Genomic DNA, 18,946 nt, shown 5'->3' with positions numbered 1-18,946 from the left:
GCAGCCATCAGTGCCCTCTCTTCCGATCGTCCGCGCCGATCCGCTGCACACCGTCGCCGGTCGCGGACCCCACGAACAGGTCGCCGGTCCGCTGATCGACGGTCACCGAATTCGGTTGGCGAACGGTGGGATACCGCCCCTGCTCCTTCGGTATACCGGTCGACAGATCGAATCCGACGACTTCGTTGCTCTGCGTGCACGTCACCCAGATCAGATCCGAGCGCTGATCGTAGGCAAGTGCGTAAGGCGATGATCTTACCGGGAAACGCTGATGCAGGACGAGCGGTCCGACACCGTAGACCAGCAACTGCCCGCCCTCGCTGTCGGTGACCACGACTCGCCCCCTGGTGTCCGCGAGCATCTTGGTGGCGCCGTCGCCCGCGCGTAATGCCAGGCCGAGGCGATCTTCACCGGGATCGAGTTCGGTGATCGAGGTCTGTGGTCGGTCCAGGGCCGTCACCTTGTCGCCGACCATGGCGAGCGCATCCGCCGAGACGAGGCCCCGCACCGTGCGGGTGACCACCGCGCCGTCGGCCGAGAGCTCACGCAGCGTGCCGTCGGCGGTGCCGACCACCAGCGAGCCGTCCTGGCGCGCGAGGACCGAGCGCGGCTCACCTTCGACCGGGATCTCCCGGACGGTCGCCGCGGCGACGTCGATGCGCGCCACACCGTGCGCGGTGGCGGCGAGGAATTCGCCCGGCACACCGACGCTCAGGTCGGCGGCCGGTCCCGGCAACGTGACGGTCCGCGCGGGCGAACCCGGCGCGGACGGATCGAGCAACGACACGGTGGCGCCGTCGAGGGTGCCGAGGACTCCAGTCTTCGGGTCGCTCACCAACGCGGCGACCGGTCCGGATGCCAGCACCTGCCCGGCGGGGGAAGCGCTCGTCGCGGGGGAGACCGCCGCGGTCGCGGGGGAACGGGTGGGTACATCGTCGGCGGTGGTGCTCTCGGAGCAACCCGCGCTTCCCGCGAGCAACGCCACCGAGACCATCCCGACCAGTATCGAGGAGACCGAGCCACGAGGGCGCATCACTGCGAACTCCTTCTACCGACAAGAAACCGACGACGACCATGCAACCTCACCATCTGACCATGTCGCGCGGACGCCAGTGCCGACCGGGGGTCAGGCACCCACCGAGGACACACGCGCCGAGCTTTCTCCGGACACGACGGGCCATGCGCTACCCGGCTTGTCGTAACTCAGGGTTACGGTTGAGACACGAACAGCATCCGATACAGGGAGATCCGGTTGGAAGCCGACCATTCGTCGGGATATGCCCCTAACGAATTCGTCATCGACTACCTCACCGTCGGCGCCTACGCGCACGGCTTCGGCAGCACCGACGACGGCAGACCGTATGCGTTCCGCACCGTCAAGGCGACCATGACCCTCGAGATCTACCGGCGCGACCTCGACACCGATGTGCCCGCCCCCGAGGACGTCACCGCGCGCGCCGACGCGAAGGTCACCGACGTCGACCTCGACGACGAACGCAGTGTTGTCGCCATGGTCCGTGACCTCGTCCCCACCGCTGTACCCGTCGCACCCGCCGCCACCGCGGAACCGACCGACCCTTCCGCTCCCCGAGACCGAACGACCGTGCGCGCGTTGCTCGCCCGGATCAGTTCGGTGATTGATGGTATGTAGATGCTGATGACTGCCACCCGATTCACCCGCACCGCGATCCTCGCCGTCGCCATGATCGCCACCGTCGCCGCGTGCGGCACCGAACCGGACGAATCGGCGGTACAAGCCGCGCGCGAATCCGCCAACGCCTCGGTGTCGGCCTCCGCGCAAGCGTCCTCGAGTGCCGCGCACCCGCCGCTGCCCACCGCCGCCGACCTCGACGCGCAGATCAAACGCGCTCTGGATCCCGAACTGCCCGACACCGAACGCACCGCGCTCATCGAGGACGGTGCGGCCTTCAGCGACGCGATCCCCGACATGTACAAAGCGCTGCGCGACAACCCGCAGGCCGTCTACGGGGTGACCGACCCGGTCTTCGACAACCACGACGGCACCCTCACCGCCACCATGCGCCTGGACAAGGACGGCACCGGCGCGGCCGTGCGCACCACCGTCGTGCATTTCGTGCTGCTGGACGGAACCTGGAAGATCTCACGCACCGACCTCTGCGGCATCCTGCGCTCGGCCGACTACCGCACCGCGGCCTGCGGCTGAAGCGCAGCGGCTCGTCGATGTTGAGAGCAGGCTCGCTGCGCTGGGGCAGCTTCGTCTACCGCCACCGTTTCCTGGTGCTGGGTGGGTTCATCCTGTTCGTCCTCGTATCGGGGTGGTTCGGTCGCGACCTGGCCGACCACCTCACCCAGGACGGCTGGTTCGACGAAAGCAGCGAATCGGTCGCCGCCGCGGAACTCGCCGACGGCACCTTCGGTCGCGACACCGACAGCGACATCGTCCTGCTCTACACCGCCCCCGACGGCACCACCGTCGACGATCCCGAAGTACGCGGGCCGGTTACCCGCGCGCTCGCCGACCTCGCGGCCGCACACCCCGAACACATCCTGAAGATCGACAGCTACTGGGACAGCCCGTTCGCCGCGCAGGCCACCGACGCCACCCACACGCACGCCTTCGCCAGCATCGGCTTGCAGGGCGAAGGCACCGCAACGGTCGACAACTACCTCGCGATCAAGTCCGAACTCGGCGCCGACGGCGACGGCGACGGACCTGGCGGCACGACCGTCCAACTGGCCGGGATGCAGCCGATCGTCGAAGGCATCAACAACGGCATGCAGCACGACATCAAGCGCGCCGAAATGATCGCGCTGCCCCTGGTGGCGATCCTGCTGTACTTCGTGTTCGGTGGCGTCATCGGCGCACTGCTGCCCGTACTGATCGGCGGAATGACGATCCTCGGCACCCAGGGCAGCATGCGGCTGCTCACCGATTACATGGACGTCAACGTCTTCGCCAGTGCCGTCATGACCCTGGTCAGCCTCGGCCTCGCCATCGATTACGGACTGTTCACCGTCACCCGATTCCGCGAAGAACTCAGCGCGGGTCGCAGCGTCGAGGAAGCCACCGCGCGCACCGTCGCCACCGCCGGTCGCACCGTCGTCTTCTCTGCCGGGATCATCGCCATCAGCCTCGGCGCGCTGTTCATCTTCCCCATCGGCGTGCTGCGTTCGGTGCCCTACGGCGGCATCAGCTCGGTGCTGTTGGCCGCGCTGCTCTCGGTGACCGCGCTGCCCGCCGCCCTCGCCATCGCGGGCCACCGCATCGACTTCCTCGGCTGGAAACGCTTCTCCCGCAGCCGCACCGAGAAACAGATCGACGCGGGATTCTTCTCCCGCCTCGCGCAATGGGCCATGCGGCGACCATGGCGGGTCGTGATCCCGATTGTGCTGGCCCTGCTCGCGTTGGCGATACCGTTGCGCGGCATCGCCTTCGGCGGGATCAGCGAGAAATATCTGGCCGACGACAGTCCCGCCCGCGTCGCGCAGGAACGCTTCGACGAACTGTTTCCCACCTTCCGCACCGACCCGATGAAACTCGTGGTGGTGGGGGCGGATTCGCAACAACTCGGCGATATTCGCTACGCCGCCAACCAGATTCCCGGACTCACCGGCCCCTTCGACCCCGTAGCGCCGACCGTGAACGGCATCAACGTGCTCAGCGCGGGGCTGGAGAACAAGAACGACGACAACCGAGTCATGCGTGAATTACGGGCCATCGAACAGCCACCCGGCGTGCGGGTCATGGTGACCGGTGTGCCCGCGTTGGAACGCGACAGCATCAACGGCATGCTCGAACGCCTCCCGCTGCTCGTCGCGATTCTCATCGCCGCGGCACTGGCGCTGATGTACGCGGCGTTCCGCTCGGTGGTGCTCGCGATCAAGGCCGTAGTAATGAGCGCGCTGAGCCTCGTGGCCACCCTCGGCATCCTGACCTGGATCTTCGTCGACGGACACGGGTCGGGGATCTTCGACTTCACCCCCGGCCCGCTGATGTTCGCGGTGCTCGCACTCATCGTCACCGTGGTGTTCGGGCTGTCCACCGACTACGAGGTGTTCCTGCTGTCGCGGGTCGCCGAGGCGCGCGGCGAAGGCGCCGATGTGCGCGAATCCATCCGCTACGGCATCGCACACACCGGCGGGGTGATCACCTCCGCCGCAGCGATCCTCATCGTGGTCACCGGCGCGTTCGGATTCTCCGATCTGGTACTGATGAAATACATCGCCTACGGCATGATCGCGGCGCTGATCCTGGACGCCACCGTCATCAGGATGCTGCTGACACCGGCCGTACTGAAACTGATTTGGCGCTGAGCACGACCCAGCGCGGAGGGGCTCGATCATGCACGCGATCAAGATCATCAATCTGGGGGTGATGTTCCTGCTCGAACTCGGGGTGCTCGCGGGCACCGCCGTGTGGGGCGCGACCGTGCCCGCCGAACTCTGGGTGCGCCTGGCCGCCGGAATCGGCGCGCCCGCACTGTTCGTCATCATGTGGGCGCAGTTCGGCGCCCCCAACGGGGCGCGATTCCCGCTCACCGGAGGCTGGCGGGTGGGATTGGAACTGCTGTGGTTCGGTGGTGGCGCACTGGCGTGGGGGATCGGCAGTACGCCCGTCGTCGGATTCGTGTTCTTCGCGGTGTGGGTGCTCAACGCGATCGGCCGGTATCTGTCCCACGGCGACCTCATCGTCCACGCCGGTGCGAACGACCTCGTCCACGACCCCGACGTTCCCGACGTCGTGGACGTCCTCGAACCCGAAACCCCTTCGCCCGAAGACTATCTCGTTATCGACGGACCGGAAGAATCAACTGCGCACCCGTGACGGGATGATCGAGCACCTCCACCGGATGCTCGTACACCTCGCTCAATAAGTCCGTGGTCAACACGCGCCTCGGCGGGCCGTCGGCGACGATCCGACCCGAGGCCAACACCGCCACCCGATCCGCGTAGGCCGCCGCGATCCCCAGATCGTGCAGCACCACCACCACGGCCGCACCGTCGGCGGCACGCGCCGTCGCCGCACGCAACACCGCCTCCTGATGGCCGAGATCCAACGCCGCCGTCGGCTCGTCCAACAGCAGCGTCCCGGTGTCCTGCGCCAACACGCGCGCCAACGCCACCCGCGCCCGCTCACCACCCGACAACATCGGAAATGCCCGTGCCGCGAGATGCGTCGCGTCCACCGTGGCCATGGCCGAGGCGATCCGTTCGTCATCGTGCTCGCGCAGCACGGTGCGCTGCCACGGCGAACGCCCCATCGCCACCACTTCCCGCGCGGTGAACGGGAATCCGACGGTATGACTCTGCGGCAACACCGCCCGCCGACGCGCCATATCGACCGTCGACCAGTGCGACAAGGGGAGCCCGTCCAACTCGACGACACCTTCATCGAGGGACAGCTCACCGGCCAACGCCGCCAACAATGTGGACTTGCCCGCACCGTTCGGACCGACCAGCGCGACCACCGCACCGGCCTCGACCGCGAAATCCACGTCCTCGAGCACACGGCGCGCCCCCGGCCGGTCCACGCTCACCCCGCGCGCACGCAACGTCACCGCACCCGGCTCCGGTGTCGCGGGGACCGCGTGGGTGCGGGTGAACAGGTCCCGCAGCGCGCCCGTCATCCCCAACCGCCCGCGCGCGCCCTGGTACGGCGCAACATCCAGAAGAAGAACGGACCGCCGACCAGCGAGGTGAGCATGCCCAGTGGCAGGTCGGCATTGTGCACCAGCGAGCGCGCACCCACGTCGGCCGCCAAAAGCACCACCGCGCCGACGATCGCGCTCAACGGAATCAACACCCGATGACCGGGCCCGACGAGCATCCGGACCAGGTGCGGCACGATCAACCCGACGAACAGGATGATCCCGGTGAACGCCACACCCGCCGTCGCCAGGATCGCCACCACCACGATCACATTGCGGCGCAACCGTTCCACGTCGACACCGAGGTGCCTGGCCGCGGATTCGCCGAGCGCCAACAGGTCCAGGCGCGGCGCGATGATCACCGCAGCGGCGATCCCGACGGCGGTGAGCACCGCGACCACACCCACCGAATCCCATACCGCGCCGTTGAGCGAACCCAACTGCCAGAACACGATCTGATCACGCGCCGACGGCGAGGCGACGAACAACAAGAACGCGATCAGCCCCCCGGCGAACGCGTTGATCGCGACGCCCGTGAGCACCAACGTCACCACCTCGGTACGGCCATTGGACCTGGCGAGCAGATACACCAGCAACGTCGTCACCAGTCCCGCGACGAACGCCGCACCCGCCACCGACCACGCGGCGACGAACGCCCCACCGAACACGATGACCGTGCCCGCACCCACCGCGGCACCCGCCGACACACCGATCACACCCGGCTCGGCCAACGGATTCGCGAACACTCCCTGCAACAACGCACCCGCTGTCGCCAACGCGGCACCCACCAGCAAGGCCAGCACCACCCGAGGAAAGCGCACCTGCCACAACGCGGCCTCGCCCGAGGGATGCGCGGGCAAAGGCCCCCAGTCCAAGCCGATCCGGTGCAGCACACTGCCCGCCACCTCCAACGGCGTGGTCGGCACCTGGCCGATCGCCGCGGAAACCAACGCGAACAGAACCAATGCCGTCACGGCGAGCACGAACACCAGGGTGGTGCGCGAACGGCCGTGCGAGGACGGCGTATTCGCGGTGACCTCGGTGTGCGGTGCGGCGTCCTTCTTCGGCTCGCTGGATGCTGGCGCGGCAGGCGTGGCCGACCGGTTCTTGCGCGTCATGCGGGCCGTTGCCCGTACACCGCCTGGTCCAGCGCCTCGATCACCCGCCCGGTGTTCGGCCCGAAACTCAACACCACGGCGTCGGACATGTCGACCACCCGACGGTTGCGTCCCGCGGGTGTCTGCGCCACACCGGGCACCTTCAACAAACCGTCGACGCCACCCACCGACTTCAAACCGTCCGACATCACCACCAGCACATCCGGGGCGGCGGCGATCATCGCCTCACTGGTGATCGCGGTGAACGGCTCGGTCACACCCGCGACCTCGCCCGCATCGCGTCCGTGCAAGGCGGCGATCAAGGAATCGGCGCCCGAACCCGGCCCTGCCAACATGGTGATGGCGGTGCTGCGCAGGTAGAGGAAACCGATCGTCAACGGCGGGTCCTGCTGCGGGACGGCCGCGGTGGCTGCGGCGATCTCGTCACGGGTGCGCTGCGCCAATGCCTTTCCCGCATCCGGCACCCCGAGCGCGGCGGCCACGGCCTCGATCTGCGGGGCGGTGCCGTCCATCGTGCGTTGTGGATCGAAGTACACGACCGTTACACCGGCCGCCGCCAACTGCTGGCGCAGGGCAGGAGTCACCGTGGTGGTGTCGGTCAGAAAGACGGTGGGGCGCAGATCCAGCACCGATTCCACGTTCAGCGAACCGTTGCCACCGGCGACGTTCGGCACCTGCGCCACCGCGGGGAACGCGGCGGACGTGCTGCGCCCCACGATCTTCGGACCGAGACCCAACGCCCACACCACCTGCGCGAGCGTGCCGTACCTGTCGACGGCGATGATGCGGTCCGCGCTGGTAACGGTGACGTCGGTCCCGTCGAACGAGCGCACCTTCGCGGGCAGGTTCGGTGTCGGTGCGGGGCCGATCGGCTCGGGATCCAGATCGCGCAACGTCGCTGTCACCGGACCACGCTGATTCGGATCACCCGAACCCGCTGTCTGCGTGCCACACGCCGCCGAGGACCCCACCAGCAAGGTGAGTGCGAGAAGGGCGAGCACGCTACGGGTCGTACCGGATCGGACACGGTCGAGACACCTCATGCAGGTAAGCCTAAGACGTGCCGGTCGTGCACAATGCGCGCACCCTCACTCGGTGCGGTCGCTCACATCGTCCAATGCCGCGGCGATCGCGCGCGGCAACTCCAACGCCTCCGCCGCCAACACGCCCGTGAGCTGACCGATATCGCGAGCGCCCACGATCAGGCTCGACACCCCCGGCCGGTCGCGAATCCACGCCAACGCCACCGCCAACGGCGAGGTGCCGAGCCCGTCGGCCGCGGTCACCACGGCCTCGACCACCATGCTCGCCCGTTCGTCGAGCGTGCCGGCGATCTCCGCGGCGGTCGACTCGTCGGCACCGCGCGAGTCCGCGGGCACACCGTTGCGGTACTTCCCGGTGAGGATGCCGCCGGCCAACGGCGAAGCCGCGAGCAGCCCCACACCGTGGTGCTGCGCCGAGGGAACCAGATCGGCTTCGGCCCCGCGCGCCAACAACGAATACGGTGCCTGCGCGACCGTGACCGGGGTGCGCGCCGCCAGGCTCGCCAACTGCCAGGCGTTGAAGCCGCGCACGCCCGCGTAGCGGACCTTGCCCGAGCGCACCACCGACTCCAACGTTTCGGCGATCTCGTCGAGCGGTGTCCGGTGATCCCACACCGCGACGCTCCAGACGTCGAGATGATCGGTGCCCAGCTCCAGTAACGTGCGATCCAGTTGCCGCAGCAGTGCGCGCCGCGAAGCGTCCACCGTCAGTTGCGGGGTCTCCGATTCCGGCAGCGCCGCACCCGTGGCGGGATCGGCCACCGCCAGCACCCTCGGTGCGATGCCCGCGCACCCACTGAGCACCAGATCGTCGCGCGAAACGATGTCACCGAGCACGTCGGCCAATATCCGTTGCGCCGCGCCACCGGCGTAGGCAGGGGAGCAGTCGACGAGGGTGCCGCCCGCGTCGACGAACGCCACCAGTTGCCCCGCCGCCTCGTCGGTGTCCGTGTGCGCCCCCCAGGTGTGGGTCGCCAGGCCGATCCGCGATACCCGCAGACCGCTACGGCCGACCGTCCGCTGTTCCATCACCGTGCCCACGCAATCGTCACGGGCGTCAGCCTAGAGCGTGCGGTGACAAGACCGTCGGTACCCGCACACCGACCATGCGCGCGTCGCCACCATCGACCACCGTGCGCGCCAGCACATCCGCGTTGCGGGCCGTGCGTCTTGGGCATCGTGCACGTCGTGCACCGGCGAGGTGGACGTACCAGCGGACAACGGCGCTTTGTTCGCGAACGAGCTGCGCACCGGAACCTGGCAGGGTGCGCGCATCGACGAGGGGCGAACGGGTGCGCAGCCGCGACCCGACCTGCGGCAACGCCGCGCGTCTCGGTCACTGTCTGCGTCGCGCGTCTCGATCACCGTCCGCATCGCACGCCTCGACCACGCACCGGAGTATCGATCACTGTGCGCATCGCACATCTCGCCACGGGGCGACCCCGGGTGGGACGCATCGCTTCTTCGACAATCCTCCCAGCGGGAAGAAGCGGATTCGCTACCGGCGCAATCGGACATTCGACGCGGCTCGCCGCCGCGCGGTCTGCTCGACTCCGAGGCGATGGTTGCTCGGGTTCGCGACCGCACGCGTTCCGATGACCACCACGGTTGCGGAAACCGAGGTTGCTCCTGTGCGGCACGCACACTCGCGGGCGCCGAGGCCGAAAGTCCGCGAACACTCTTCGGGCGCGCCCGTGCACCGCCCAACGAATACAGCCCGACACGCCGTGTGCGCGGCAAGGCTGTACTGTCGCTGCGGGATCGCGCGGCGCCACCGCGGGCAGCGACCCGAAAAACGAGCCAATTGCCCACGCGGAACGGACCTTTCGGGCAGCGGAACAACGAGCGAACAAACAGGAGTGTGCGTGACAGGCGAGGCGATGACCTGGGTACAAGCCCTGGTACTCGGACTGGTGCAGGGGCTGACGGAGTTCTTGCCCGTGTCGTCCTCAGGGCACCTGCGCATCGTGTCGGCGGTGTTCTTCGGCGACGACGCCGGTGCCTCCTTCACCGCGGTCACCCAGTTGGGCACCGAGGCCGCCGTCCTGGTGTATTTCGCCAAAGACATCGTGCGCATCATCGCCGCGTGGTTTCGCGGCATCGCCGACAAGGCCAAGCGCGGCCTCGACTACCGCATCGGCTGGTATGTGATCATCGCCACCATCCCGGTCGGTGTGCTCGGCTTCGCGTTCAAAGATCAGATCCGTACCGGCGCACGCAATCTGTGGCTGGTCTCCACCATGCTCATCGTGTTCGCACTGGTGATCGCCGCCGCCGAGTACTACGGCCGCAAGGCGCGCCCGATCGAACAGCTCACCACCCGCGACGGCCTGATCATGGGCTTCGCGCAATGTCTTTCGCTGATTCCCGGTGTCTCGCGCTCGGGCGCCACCTCCAGCGCCGGACTGTTCGTCGGCCTCGAACGCGCGGCGGCCGTGCGATTCTCGTTCCTGCTCGCCATCCCCGCGGTGACGGCGTCGGGCTTGTTCAGCCTGCCGGATGCCTTCGAACCCGCAGGTGAGGGTCTCAATGCGAGCGGCCCACAGCTGCTGGTCGCGACCATCGTGGCCTTCGTCGTCGGTTATGCGTCGGTGGCGTGGTTGTTGCAGTTCGTGTCCAAGCATTCCCTCAACTGGTTCGTCGGCTACCGCATCGTGCTCGGCCTCGTGGTGATGGGTTTGCTGGCGGGCGGGGTGGTGTCGGCGACATGATCGCTAGGCTGGCCGCATGACGGTGATCCTGCTGCGGCACGGTGTGTCCACCTCGAACACCGCCCGCACTCTCGCCGGTCGCAGTACCGGCGTCGAACTGACCGATCGAGGCAGTCAGCAGGCCACCGCGGTGGCCGAACGACTCCTCGGGCTCCCGATCCGACGCATCGTGCACTCACCCTTGCTGCGGTGTCAGCGCACGATCGCGCCGTTGGCGGACAAGCTCGGCCTGGAACCGGTCTTCGACGACCGGCTGATCGAGGTCGATTACGGCGAGTGGACCGGGCGGCCGATCGCGGAACTGTTGAGCGAGCCGCTCTGGAAAGTGGTGCAACAGCACGCTTCCGGCGCGGTTTTCCCCGGTGGGGAGGGGTTGGCGCAGGTGCAGGCACGGGCGGTGCACGCGCTGCGCGAACACGACAGGGCGCTGGCCGAGGAGCATGGCCACGACACCCTGTGGGTGGCGTGTACGCACGGCGACGTGATCAAGTCCGTGCTCGCCGACGCGCTCGGTATCCATTTGGACGGATTTCAACGCATCGTGGTCGAACCCGCGTCGATCAGCGTCATCCGCTACACCCCGACCGCGCCCTATGTGTGGCGTCTCAATGACACCGGCACGGATCTCTCGGCCTTGGCCGCGACCCCGAAAACAGCGGAACCACAACCGGCGCAGGCGAATTCGAGTTCTTCGACCTCCACTGAGGCGTCGGAGGTGGTCGATACCTCGGGTCCGGTCCCCGGTGGGGAGATCGGTGGTGGCGGTGGTGCGGATAATGGAAGTGCGGAGCGCTGAGATTTCTTGCCGACGTCCCACGACGTTGTATGAATCCCTGTGTTGCGGGTAGTCGATCAGGGTCACGTATCAGGAGGTGCATGTGTCACGAGCAATCCATGTATTTCGCACCCCCGATCGTTTCGTCGCCGGGACAGTCGGTGAGCCAGGCGATCGCGCGTTCTATCTCCAGGCGGTCGAGGACCCAAGAGTCGTCAGCGTGCTGTTGGAGAAGCAACAGGTGAAGGTGCTCGCCGACCGGATGGGTCTGCTGTTGGACGAGGTCGCACGCCGCTTCGGTGCCGAGGTGCCGCCGCAGGCCGACGACATCAACGACAGCGATCCGCTGGTCACCCCGGTGGACGCGGAGTTCAGGGTCGGCACGATGGGTCTGGGTTGGGATGCCGACGCGGAGTCGGTGGTGGTGGAGCTGTTGGCCATCACCGAGACCGAGGTGGACGAATCGGTGGTCCTCGACGACACCGAGGAGGGCCCCGACGCGGTGCGCGTATTCCTCACCCCGATCCAGGCGCGCGAGTTCGCGTTGCGTTCCACCAGGGTGATCGCCGCCGGTCGGCCGCCGTGCCCGTTGTGCGGGGAGCCGTTGTCCCCGCGCGGGCACATGTGTGTGCGCACCAACGGCTACAAGCGTGGCGATATCTTCGGCGTGGCCGAACTGGAGGAGTAGGTCGTGGCGGCCGAGACCGGGACACGATTACGCGAGGGCGAGCTGACGGTGATCGGACGGATCACCACCGCGAGCAACGTGACCCTGGTGTGTGAGATCGCCCAGGACGCCGAGGTCGAACCGTTGCGGGTGGTGTACAAACCGATCCGAGGTGAACGTCCACTGTGGGACTTCCCCGACGGGACCCTGGCCGACCGTGAGGTGGCTTCGTATCTGGTCTCGCACGCGCTGGGCTGGGAGGTGATCCCGGAGACGGTGTTGCGCGAGGGCCCCTACGGGTCGGGGATGGTGCAACGCTGGATCGACAGCGTCGACCGCCCCGACGACCTCGAGCGCCTGGATCTGGTGGACCTGTGTCGGCCCGATGCGGTACCCGACGGGTTCCGTGAAGTGTTGCGCGCACTCGACCCGGAGGGCGAGGAGGTCGCGTTGGTGCACGCCGACGATCCGCGACTGCGGCGGATGGCGGTGCTCGACGTGTTGCTCAACAATGCCGACCGCAAGGGCGGACACATCCTCGAGGCCGCCGACGGCGGCGTATACGGCGTCGATCACGGCATCTGCTTGCACACTGAGCCGAAGTTGCGCACGGTGCTGTGGGGATGGGTCGATGAGCGGATCGAGGACACGTTGCTGGCCGACATCACCACGCTCGGCAAGGAGTTGCGCGCCGACCTCGGTGACACCATGGCCGCGCACCTCACCGACGCCGAAATCGAAGCACTGGCCGCCAGAACGCAGCGGTTGTCGGACGATCCGGTGCTGCCCGCGCCGAATACGATGCGCCCCATTCCCTGGCCCGCGTTCTGAGCATGATCCGCGTGCGGTGAGACCAGCCAGCCACGGTTGCTGTGTGGGTGGGTGTGCTTCGGCTACCCCGATCCAGCTTCGAGCGGGTGTCTCGCGGCCACCTCGACGGTGGTAACGCGCGTTCGTGACTGTCTGCGCGTGCTCGCCGGAGCGGTACGACGGTGGCCACACCGACTTCGGCTGGCGCGAGGTCGCTGTGTGCGCCGCACGTGGTTCAGTGAGACCAAAAGTGTTGACATCCCATGTTCGCGGGATCGTCGCAGGTCGCGCTGACGACTAGCGCATGAGGATCCGCGTACTGGGGCGGGGCGGAACACAGCGCCCTCGACCGCACCTCTACCCTCGAATCATGCAGTCCTGGTCCGATCCCGCGTTACCGACCGTCCCCGGAGCAGGCCCGCCGTTGCGCCTCTACGACACCGCCGATGGGGTGGTGCGGCCGGTGACCCCCGGCGCGACGGCAGGCATGTACGTCTGCGGTATCACCCCGTACGACGCCACTCACCTCGGTCACGCCGCCACCTACCTCACCTTCGACCTGGTGAACCGGGTGTGGCGCGACGCGGGCTTGGACGTGCACTACGTGCAGAACGTCACCGATGTCGACGATCCGCTGTTCGAGCGCGCCGCCCGCGACAATGTCGACTGGCGTGAGCTCGGCGCCTCGGAGATCGCGTTGTTCCGTGCGGACATGGCCGCACTCGACGTGCTCCCACCGCGCGAGTACGTGGGTGCGATCGAATCCGTCGACGAGGTCGTCGCGTTCGTCGAGAAGCTGTTGGCGGCGGGCGCGGCCTACATCGTGGACGACGCCGAATACCCGGACGTGTACTTCCGCGCCGACGCCACCGACCAGTTCGGCTACGAATCCGGCTACGACCGCGCCACCATGGAGCGCTTGTTCGCCGAGCGTGGCGGCGATCCGCAGCGGCCAGGTAAGCGCGACGCCATCGACGCCTTGGTGTGGCGGGCGGCGCGTCCCGACGAACCGTCGTGGCCGTCACCGCTGGGCGCGGGTCGCCCCGGTTGGCATATCGAGTGTTCGGCGATCGCATTGAATCGCTTGGGCGCCGAATTCGACATCCAGGGCGGCGGCAGCGATCTCATCTACCCGCACCACGAGTATTCGGCCGCGCACGCGGAGGCGCTGAACGCGGGTCGTCGTTTCGCCCGTCACTATGTGCACGCCGGCTTGATCGGCCTCGACGGCGAGAAGATGTCGAAATCCAAGGGCAATCTGGTGCTGGTTTCGGCGCTGCGCCGCGCGGGCGTCGACCCCGCGGCGATCCGGCTCGGGTTGCTGGCGGGGCACTACCGCAGCGACCGGATGTGGACCGACGACGTGCTCGACCACGCCAAGGCCCGCCTCGAGCTGTGGCGGCGCGCCACCACGTTGTCGTCGGGTCCCAGCGCCGAGGATACGATCGCCCGCATTCGTCAGCATCTGGCCGACGATCTCGACACCCCGAAAGCCTTGGACGCGGTGGACAATTGGGCCCGCCAGGCGCTCGACTACGGCGGCGAGGACACCGACGCTCCCGCCGCGATCGCCGCGGCTGTCACCGCCTTGCTCGGCGTGCGCCTGTAGGCAACCGCTACACCCACACAGCGGGACCGTCGGGGAGGGCTCTCGCGTGCGTGTGCGAGCACGGCGATCCGTGCCTCACGATGAGCTACGGATCGCCGCCTCGGGCTGAAAGCCGCACCGACACCCGATCCGAACCGGACACCCGCGCAGATCCCTAGGCGGCCTGCTGATTCCTTTGGTGGCTTCCGCAGCAGATCGGAGTCCGCAACAACGGCACCGGACAACGCTGTCGGACACAGCGTGGCCACCACGAGGGGCATTCTGTGACGGCAAGGTCGGGGTCGGGGTCGATTTGTCTTCCCGGCACATCGTGGTCGTGCCGATCGGAACTCGTCGATCCTGCTCGTGCTCAGAGGTGGACCGGGAGCCTCGTCACGCCGTGGATGAGCGTGCTTTGGCGCCAGGCGAGACGCTCCGGTTCTTCGGCGAGAGTCAGGTCCGGGAAGCGTCGCAGGAGCGTGCGGAAGGCGATCTCACCCTCGAGTCGGGCCAGCGGCGCACCGAGGCAGTGGTGTATTCCGTAGCCGAACGCGACGTGACCGGAGGCGTCGCGGTGGACGTCCAGTTCGGTCGGCTCGGGGTATCGGTCGGGGTCGCGGTTGGCCGAAATCAGCGACAGGAGCACGATCTCCCCTTCCGGGATCGTGGTCCCCGCCAGCTCCACCGGCTCGGTGGTGTAACGCAACGTCGCGAGGTTGACCGGGCCCTCGACGCGCAGGAACTCCTCGACGGCGTTGGGGATCAGGGACGGGTCGGTGCGCAGCGCGGCGAGCTGGTCGGGGTGGCGCAGCAGCGCCAGCACACCATTGCCGATGAGATTGACCGTCGTCTCATGCCCGGCCACGATCAGCAGCTGAGCCATGGAGATGGCCTCGCCGGTGGACAGTGAGTCACCTTCCTCGGCGGCTTGCACGATCGCCGAGAGGATGTCCTCGCCCGGGTGCGCGGCCTTGTCGCTGACGAGCCGGGCGAGGTAGTCGTGCATCGCGGTCGCGGCGGCGATGCGTTCGTGCGACGCGGAGACCGAGAGCACGGTGTTCGACCAGGCCCGGAAGTCGTCTCGTTCGCCGTCGGGGACGCCGAGAAGTTCGCAGATGACGGTCATGGGTAAGGGGAAGGCGAACTCGTCGATCACATCGACGGTCTCCCCACCGGCTGCCTTGGCCCGCATCGTGTCGGCAAGCCGGTCGGCGATCTCTTCGATGCGGGGCCGCATCTGCGCGATCGCCCGTCCCGTGAAGGCGCGAGTGACCAGCTTGCGTAGCCGGGTGTGGTCCGGTGGGTCGGAGTTGAGCATGCTCGGCGACAGGACATCTTCGAATCGATACTGTCCGTGTGGAATCGGTTGCCGCTCAATGATGTCGGCGACGTGGGCGGCGTTCTTGGCCAGCCGTGGGTCGCGCAGCGCGGGCCGGACGTCCGCGAACCGGGTCACCATCCACGCATTCAGGCCCGTCGGCAAGGTCACGCGCACGACAGGGGACTCCCGGCGCAATCGTTGGTACAGCTCGTCCGGATCGTCGAAGAACGGACCGAGTAGATCGATGGTCGTTGACTGTGTCATTTCCTACTCCTGGCGTGGCGACAACCGTCTGATGCGGCGACCGTGGGGACAACGCGAAGTACGCGGGGAACCCGGTCGTGGTGTGGCGGTGTGGAAGTCAGTTGATCGAGGGTGGTGAAGCCGGGGCGACATGTCGGGTCATTAGGTATACGAAGGATAACATTAGGTATATTAACGAGTCATGGAAACGGGGACGCCCGAACAACAGCCAGCCGAGACTCGCGCGGACGAACTCGGCGCGCAGGTACGCCTCGCGGTAGGGCGCCTCTACCGTCGTTTCCGCAGCGAGCGCCCCGCAGGTGGCCTCGGTGACACGGCTTTGGCCGTACTCACTCACCTGCACAAATGCGGACCACGGACCCTGACCGAGCTCAGCGAGCACGATCGGGTCTCTCCCGCTTCGATGAGCCAGACGGTGAACCGCCTCACCTCCGCCGGTTACGCCGTGCGCACCCCGGACCCGGACGACGGTCGCAAAGTACTCCTCAGGACCACCGAGGAAGGCGACGAATTCGCCTGCGCTGTCCGAGATCAGCGCAACGCCTGGCTCGACGAACAGCTGAGTGCCCTCAGTCCCGAGGACCGCTCGGTCATCGCCCGCACCGCAGAGCTGTTCCTCAGCATCGCCGACTCCTGACAACCGTGGCGGCGCCGACGTGGTGTGCGATCCAGCAGCCCTCCCGCCGGGCCCGTGGGTATGGTCGCGCCAAAGCGGGCCCGAGCCCCTGGAATCGGCCATCTACGCGCTGACCACGGCAGGTCGGTGTTCAACCTGCGAGAGCACCACGCGATCAGCATGCGGAACACCGGGGCCCGTCGCAACGAAGAATCGCCGCCGTGGCCGACCGTCTGCCGGGTGGCATGTCGCGGCGACTGCCTGTCGCACTCCGTCGCCCACGCGACCAGGCCCACCGGCTGCGACAGCGGGTCGACCTCGTCGCGAGCTTCGCCCGGACACCTGCACGCTCAGGCGTTGAGCGTACGGCCGAACAGGTCGACCAGCGCAACCCAGTGGCGTTCGGCGGCATCGGCGTCGTAGGCGGCGGTGTCGGCTTGGGTGTAACCGTGCTGTGCGCCCTCGTAGACCTCGGTGGTGTAGCGCAGGTCCGCGTCATCGAGTGCTTCGTCGAAGCGTGCGAACTGTTCCGGGCTCTTCTCGACATCCCCTCCGGCGTGGCCGTAGTACAGCTCGGCGGTCATCGATTCGACCAAGCGATGCGGGCTGTCGGGTGCTTCGGTGACGAGGGGACCGCCGTGGAACCCGGCGACGGCCGCGATCCGGTCCGGGAAGGCGGCGGCCGCGCGCAGGGCGAGCACACCGCCCATGCAGTAGCCGGTGGTTCCTACCGGGCCTTCGGCCGTGTGGGGGTGCTGGGCCAGCCAGTCGAGGTAGGCGCCCGCGTCCCGGATGACGGGTTCGGCGGTGAGTTCGATGATCATCGGCAGGACCCGTTCGAAGATGTCGGGCCGTTGCGCGGTGTCGATGTGGGCGGGCAGATCCACGACGGGTGTGCGGCCGTGCCGGTAGAACACATTCGCCAGCAACACCGTGTAGCCGTGTGCCGCAAGGCGATCGGCCATCGCCAGCAGGCTGGGTCGCAGGCCGAAGCCGTCCATGTAGAACAGGACTCCCGGGTGTTTCGCGTCGTCGTCGGGGTGGACCACGTAGGCGTCGGTGGTGCCGTCGGGTGTGGTGATGTCTACTGATCGGCCTTCTACGGCAACAGTCATAAGCGGAAAGTCTCCTCGCGAGTAGGACCGCGAACCGGCTTCACGACGAGGGGCAGGCCCGGTTCGGGGTCGATCCAGATCTACCACTTCAACGGAAGGCGGTCGAGTTTCCCTGCGCCGAGTGCGGATTCGTCGACGGCGACCGGGAAAGGGCCGCTGCGGGGTGCGACGCCTCTTGCCGCGGGCGTGGTCGCCGTGATCTCGTAGTGTTCGTGTGCGCGATCGCCGGACTCGGCCCGATCCGGGCGCGGATGTCCGCCCGGCTGACCCCCTCGGAACCGCCCCACGCCCCGAAGACGACCGCGACCAGGCGACGATTCTTCGGTGCGAGCGCCATCGACACGAGAACCGGTGTGCCGCATCCGGATCGGGTAGTCCTGTCCTGGGTCGGGTGCACGACGTACGCGCTGGCCATGGGCGGCTCGGTGTTCTTGTTGGACGCGTGGGTGCCCCGATTGACGAGCGTGGGGTATGTGCCAGCGACGCCACAGGACCTGGTGGACTTGGCGCCGGAGGCGATCTTCATCGGGCACGGCCATTTCGATCATGCCGGGGACGCGGGCGCGATCGCGGAGGCCACCGGCGCCGTGGTGTATGGCACCGCCGAACACGGTGCGGCGATCCACGCGCAGGTGCGGCATCCGAGTTTCGCCACCGTCGGTCTCGGTGACGCGACGGCGCGGCCGGGGGACCGGCACGATTTCTCGGTGGGCCCGCTCGAGGTGACGGCGATCCGGCACCTGCATTCCGCGCGCACCGCCCCTGAACATCCTGGCGGCTCACCGCGTTTCTTCCCGCGCCCGCAACCAGGGGTGATCCTGCGGCATCCGCCGACGCCGTCGGCGTTCGCGCAGAGCGCGGCGCGGTTGCTCGACGCGGAGGGTGGCACCGTGCTCTACCAGTTTCGGGTACCGGGTTTCGCACTGGTCTGGCATGATTCGTCGGGTCCGTTGACCGAGCACGCCCCGCACGTGCTCGACCTGTTGGCCCGGTTACCACCGACCGATGTGCAGATCGGTGCGGTGCAGGGCTACAACCAGATCAGCAATGGTTTGCGTGACCCTCGTCGCTATATCGAGGCGATCGCCCCCGGCGTGTTCGTGCCCAGCCACCACGACAATTGGTTGCCCGGCCTCACCGCGTCGGCCGCCACCTACGACGGGCCGTTGCGCACCGAGTTCGAACGACTGTCCGCCGATCCGCCGCCGCGGTTGCACACCATGCACGATCCCGACGACTATCTGCATCCGGAGCGGTTGACGTTCCCGCTGTGAGCGCCGCCGGTCGT

The 18,946-nt window shown here is 67.7% G+C and carries 18 protein-coding genes; 11 read left to right on the top strand and 7 right to left on the bottom strand.

Annotated features, from left to right (window positions below):
• Positions 1-7: 7 nt before the first annotated feature.
• Positions 8-1,033, bottom strand: a complete 1,026-nt coding sequence (locus ABEA50_RS10985) for a YncE family protein (RefSeq protein ID WP_345496519.1) — start codon at positions 1,031-1,033, stop codon at positions 8-10.
• Between the two features lie 219 nt (positions 1,034-1,252).
• Here ABEA50_RS10985 and ABEA50_RS10980 point away from each other — a divergent pair, with 219 nt between their 5' ends.
• Genes ABEA50_RS10980 through ABEA50_RS10965 form a run of 4 tightly spaced genes read left to right on the top strand, consistent with a single transcriptional unit; the run spans position 1,253 to position 4,807 of the window.
• Positions 1,253-1,651 (top strand): hypothetical protein, encoded by a 399-nt coding sequence (locus tag ABEA50_RS10980; protein WP_345495163.1) that lies wholly within the window; start codon positions 1,253-1,255, stop codon positions 1,649-1,651.
• Positions 1,652-2,185 carry a hypothetical protein gene (locus ABEA50_RS10975; RefSeq protein ID WP_345495162.1) on the top strand — a complete coding sequence of 178 codons (534 nt, stop codon included), beginning with the start codon at positions 1,652-1,654 and terminating at the stop codon, positions 2,183-2,185.
• 17 nt (positions 2,186-2,202) lie between these two features.
• Positions 2,203-4,296 (top strand): MMPL family transporter, encoded by a 2,094-nt coding sequence (locus tag ABEA50_RS10970; protein ID WP_345495161.1) that lies wholly within the window; start codon positions 2,203-2,205, stop codon positions 4,294-4,296.
• Between the two features lie 28 nt (positions 4,297-4,324).
• A complete protein-coding gene (locus ABEA50_RS10965; protein WP_345495160.1) occupies positions 4,325-4,807 on the top strand; it encodes a YrdB family protein in 483 nt (160 codons plus the stop codon).
• Here ABEA50_RS10965 and ABEA50_RS10960 read toward each other — a convergent pair.
• Genes ABEA50_RS10960 through ABEA50_RS10945 form a run of 4 tightly spaced genes read right to left on the bottom strand, consistent with a single transcriptional unit; the run spans position 4,770 to position 8,820 of the window.
• On the bottom strand, positions 4,770-5,609 hold the full coding sequence (locus ABEA50_RS10960) for a heme ABC transporter ATP-binding protein (protein WP_345495159.1): 840 nt from the start codon (positions 5,607-5,609) through the stop codon (positions 4,770-4,772). The two genes, ABEA50_RS10965 and ABEA50_RS10960, sit on opposite strands and share 38 nt — an antisense overlap.
• Positions 5,606-6,748, bottom strand: a complete 1,143-nt coding sequence (locus ABEA50_RS10955) for a FecCD family ABC transporter permease (RefSeq protein WP_345495158.1) — start codon at positions 6,746-6,748, stop codon at positions 5,606-5,608. Before ABEA50_RS10955 ends, ABEA50_RS10960 begins: the two co-directional genes overlap by 4 nt.
• A complete protein-coding gene (locus ABEA50_RS10950) occupies positions 6,745-7,791 on the bottom strand; it encodes a heme/hemin ABC transporter substrate-binding protein (RefSeq protein WP_345495157.1) in 1,047 nt (348 codons plus the stop codon). Before ABEA50_RS10950 ends, ABEA50_RS10955 begins: the two co-directional genes overlap by 4 nt.
• Positions 7,792-7,836: 45 nt before the next feature.
• Positions 7,837-8,820, bottom strand: coding sequence for an aldo/keto reductase (locus ABEA50_RS10945; protein ID WP_345496518.1), 984 nt, complete (start codon positions 8,818-8,820; stop codon positions 7,837-7,839).
• A gap of 851 nt (positions 8,821-9,671) precedes the next feature.
• Here ABEA50_RS10945 and ABEA50_RS10940 point away from each other — a divergent pair.
• The 5 genes from ABEA50_RS10940 (at position 9,672) to mshC (ending at position 14,363) form a co-directional block, all read left to right on the top strand.
• On the top strand, positions 9,672-10,502 hold the full coding sequence (locus tag ABEA50_RS10940; RefSeq protein WP_345496517.1) for an undecaprenyl-diphosphate phosphatase: 831 nt from the start codon (positions 9,672-9,674) through the stop codon (positions 10,500-10,502).
• A 16-nt stretch (positions 10,503-10,518) separates the two neighbouring features.
• Entirely contained in the window at positions 10,519-11,298 is a 780-nt protein-coding gene (locus ABEA50_RS10935) for a histidine phosphatase family protein (protein WP_345495156.1), read from the top strand.
• Positions 11,299-11,380: 82 nt separating this feature from the next.
• Positions 11,381-11,965 (top strand): DUF3090 domain-containing protein, encoded by a 585-nt coding sequence (locus tag ABEA50_RS10930; protein ID WP_345495154.1) that lies wholly within the window; start codon positions 11,381-11,383, stop codon positions 11,963-11,965.
• 3 nt (positions 11,966-11,968) lie between these two features.
• Positions 11,969-12,775 (top strand): SCO1664 family protein, encoded by an 807-nt coding sequence (locus ABEA50_RS10925; RefSeq protein ID WP_345495153.1) that lies wholly within the window; start codon positions 11,969-11,971, stop codon positions 12,773-12,775.
• Between the two features lie 349 nt (positions 12,776-13,124).
• Complete coding sequence (gene mshC / locus ABEA50_RS10920) at positions 13,125-14,363, top strand: cysteine--1-D-myo-inosityl 2-amino-2-deoxy-alpha-D-glucopyranoside ligase (protein WP_345495152.1); 1,239 nt, start codon at positions 13,125-13,127, stop codon at positions 14,361-14,363.
• Positions 14,364-14,712: 349 nt separating this feature from the next.
• Here mshC and ABEA50_RS10915 read toward each other — a convergent pair whose 3' ends face one another.
• The gene (locus tag ABEA50_RS10915; protein ID WP_345495151.1) at positions 14,713-15,927 is read right to left on the bottom strand and encodes a cytochrome P450 family protein; all 1,215 of its coding nucleotides are present in this window, start codon (positions 15,925-15,927) and stop codon (positions 14,713-14,715) included.
• A gap of 181 nt (positions 15,928-16,108) precedes the next feature.
• Between ABEA50_RS10915 and ABEA50_RS10910 the strand changes: the two genes are divergently transcribed.
• Entirely contained in the window at positions 16,109-16,564 is a 456-nt protein-coding gene (locus ABEA50_RS10910; protein ID WP_345495150.1) for a MarR family winged helix-turn-helix transcriptional regulator, read from the top strand.
• A 329-nt stretch (positions 16,565-16,893) separates the two neighbouring features.
• On the opposite strand, the gene ABEA50_RS10905 is transcribed toward ABEA50_RS10910, so the two are convergent.
• Positions 16,894-17,658, bottom strand: a complete 765-nt coding sequence (locus ABEA50_RS10905; protein WP_345495148.1) for a dienelactone hydrolase family protein — start codon at positions 17,656-17,658, stop codon at positions 16,894-16,896.
• A gap of 212 nt (positions 17,659-17,870) precedes the next feature.
• Between ABEA50_RS10905 and ABEA50_RS10900 the strand changes: the two genes are divergently transcribed.
• Positions 17,871-18,932 (top strand): MBL fold metallo-hydrolase, encoded by a 1,062-nt coding sequence (locus ABEA50_RS10900; protein WP_345495147.1) that lies wholly within the window; start codon positions 17,871-17,873, stop codon positions 18,930-18,932.
• The last annotated feature ends 14 nt before the right edge of the window (positions 18,933-18,946 follow it).

This window comes from Nocardia callitridis, assembly GCF_039543305.1.
GTDB classification, from domain to species: domain Bacteria; phylum Actinomycetota; class Actinomycetes; order Mycobacteriales; family Mycobacteriaceae; genus Nocardia; species Nocardia callitridis.
The sequence above is the reverse complement of the archived record's forward strand: the minus strand, read 5'-3'. Positions and strand labels throughout refer to the sequence as shown.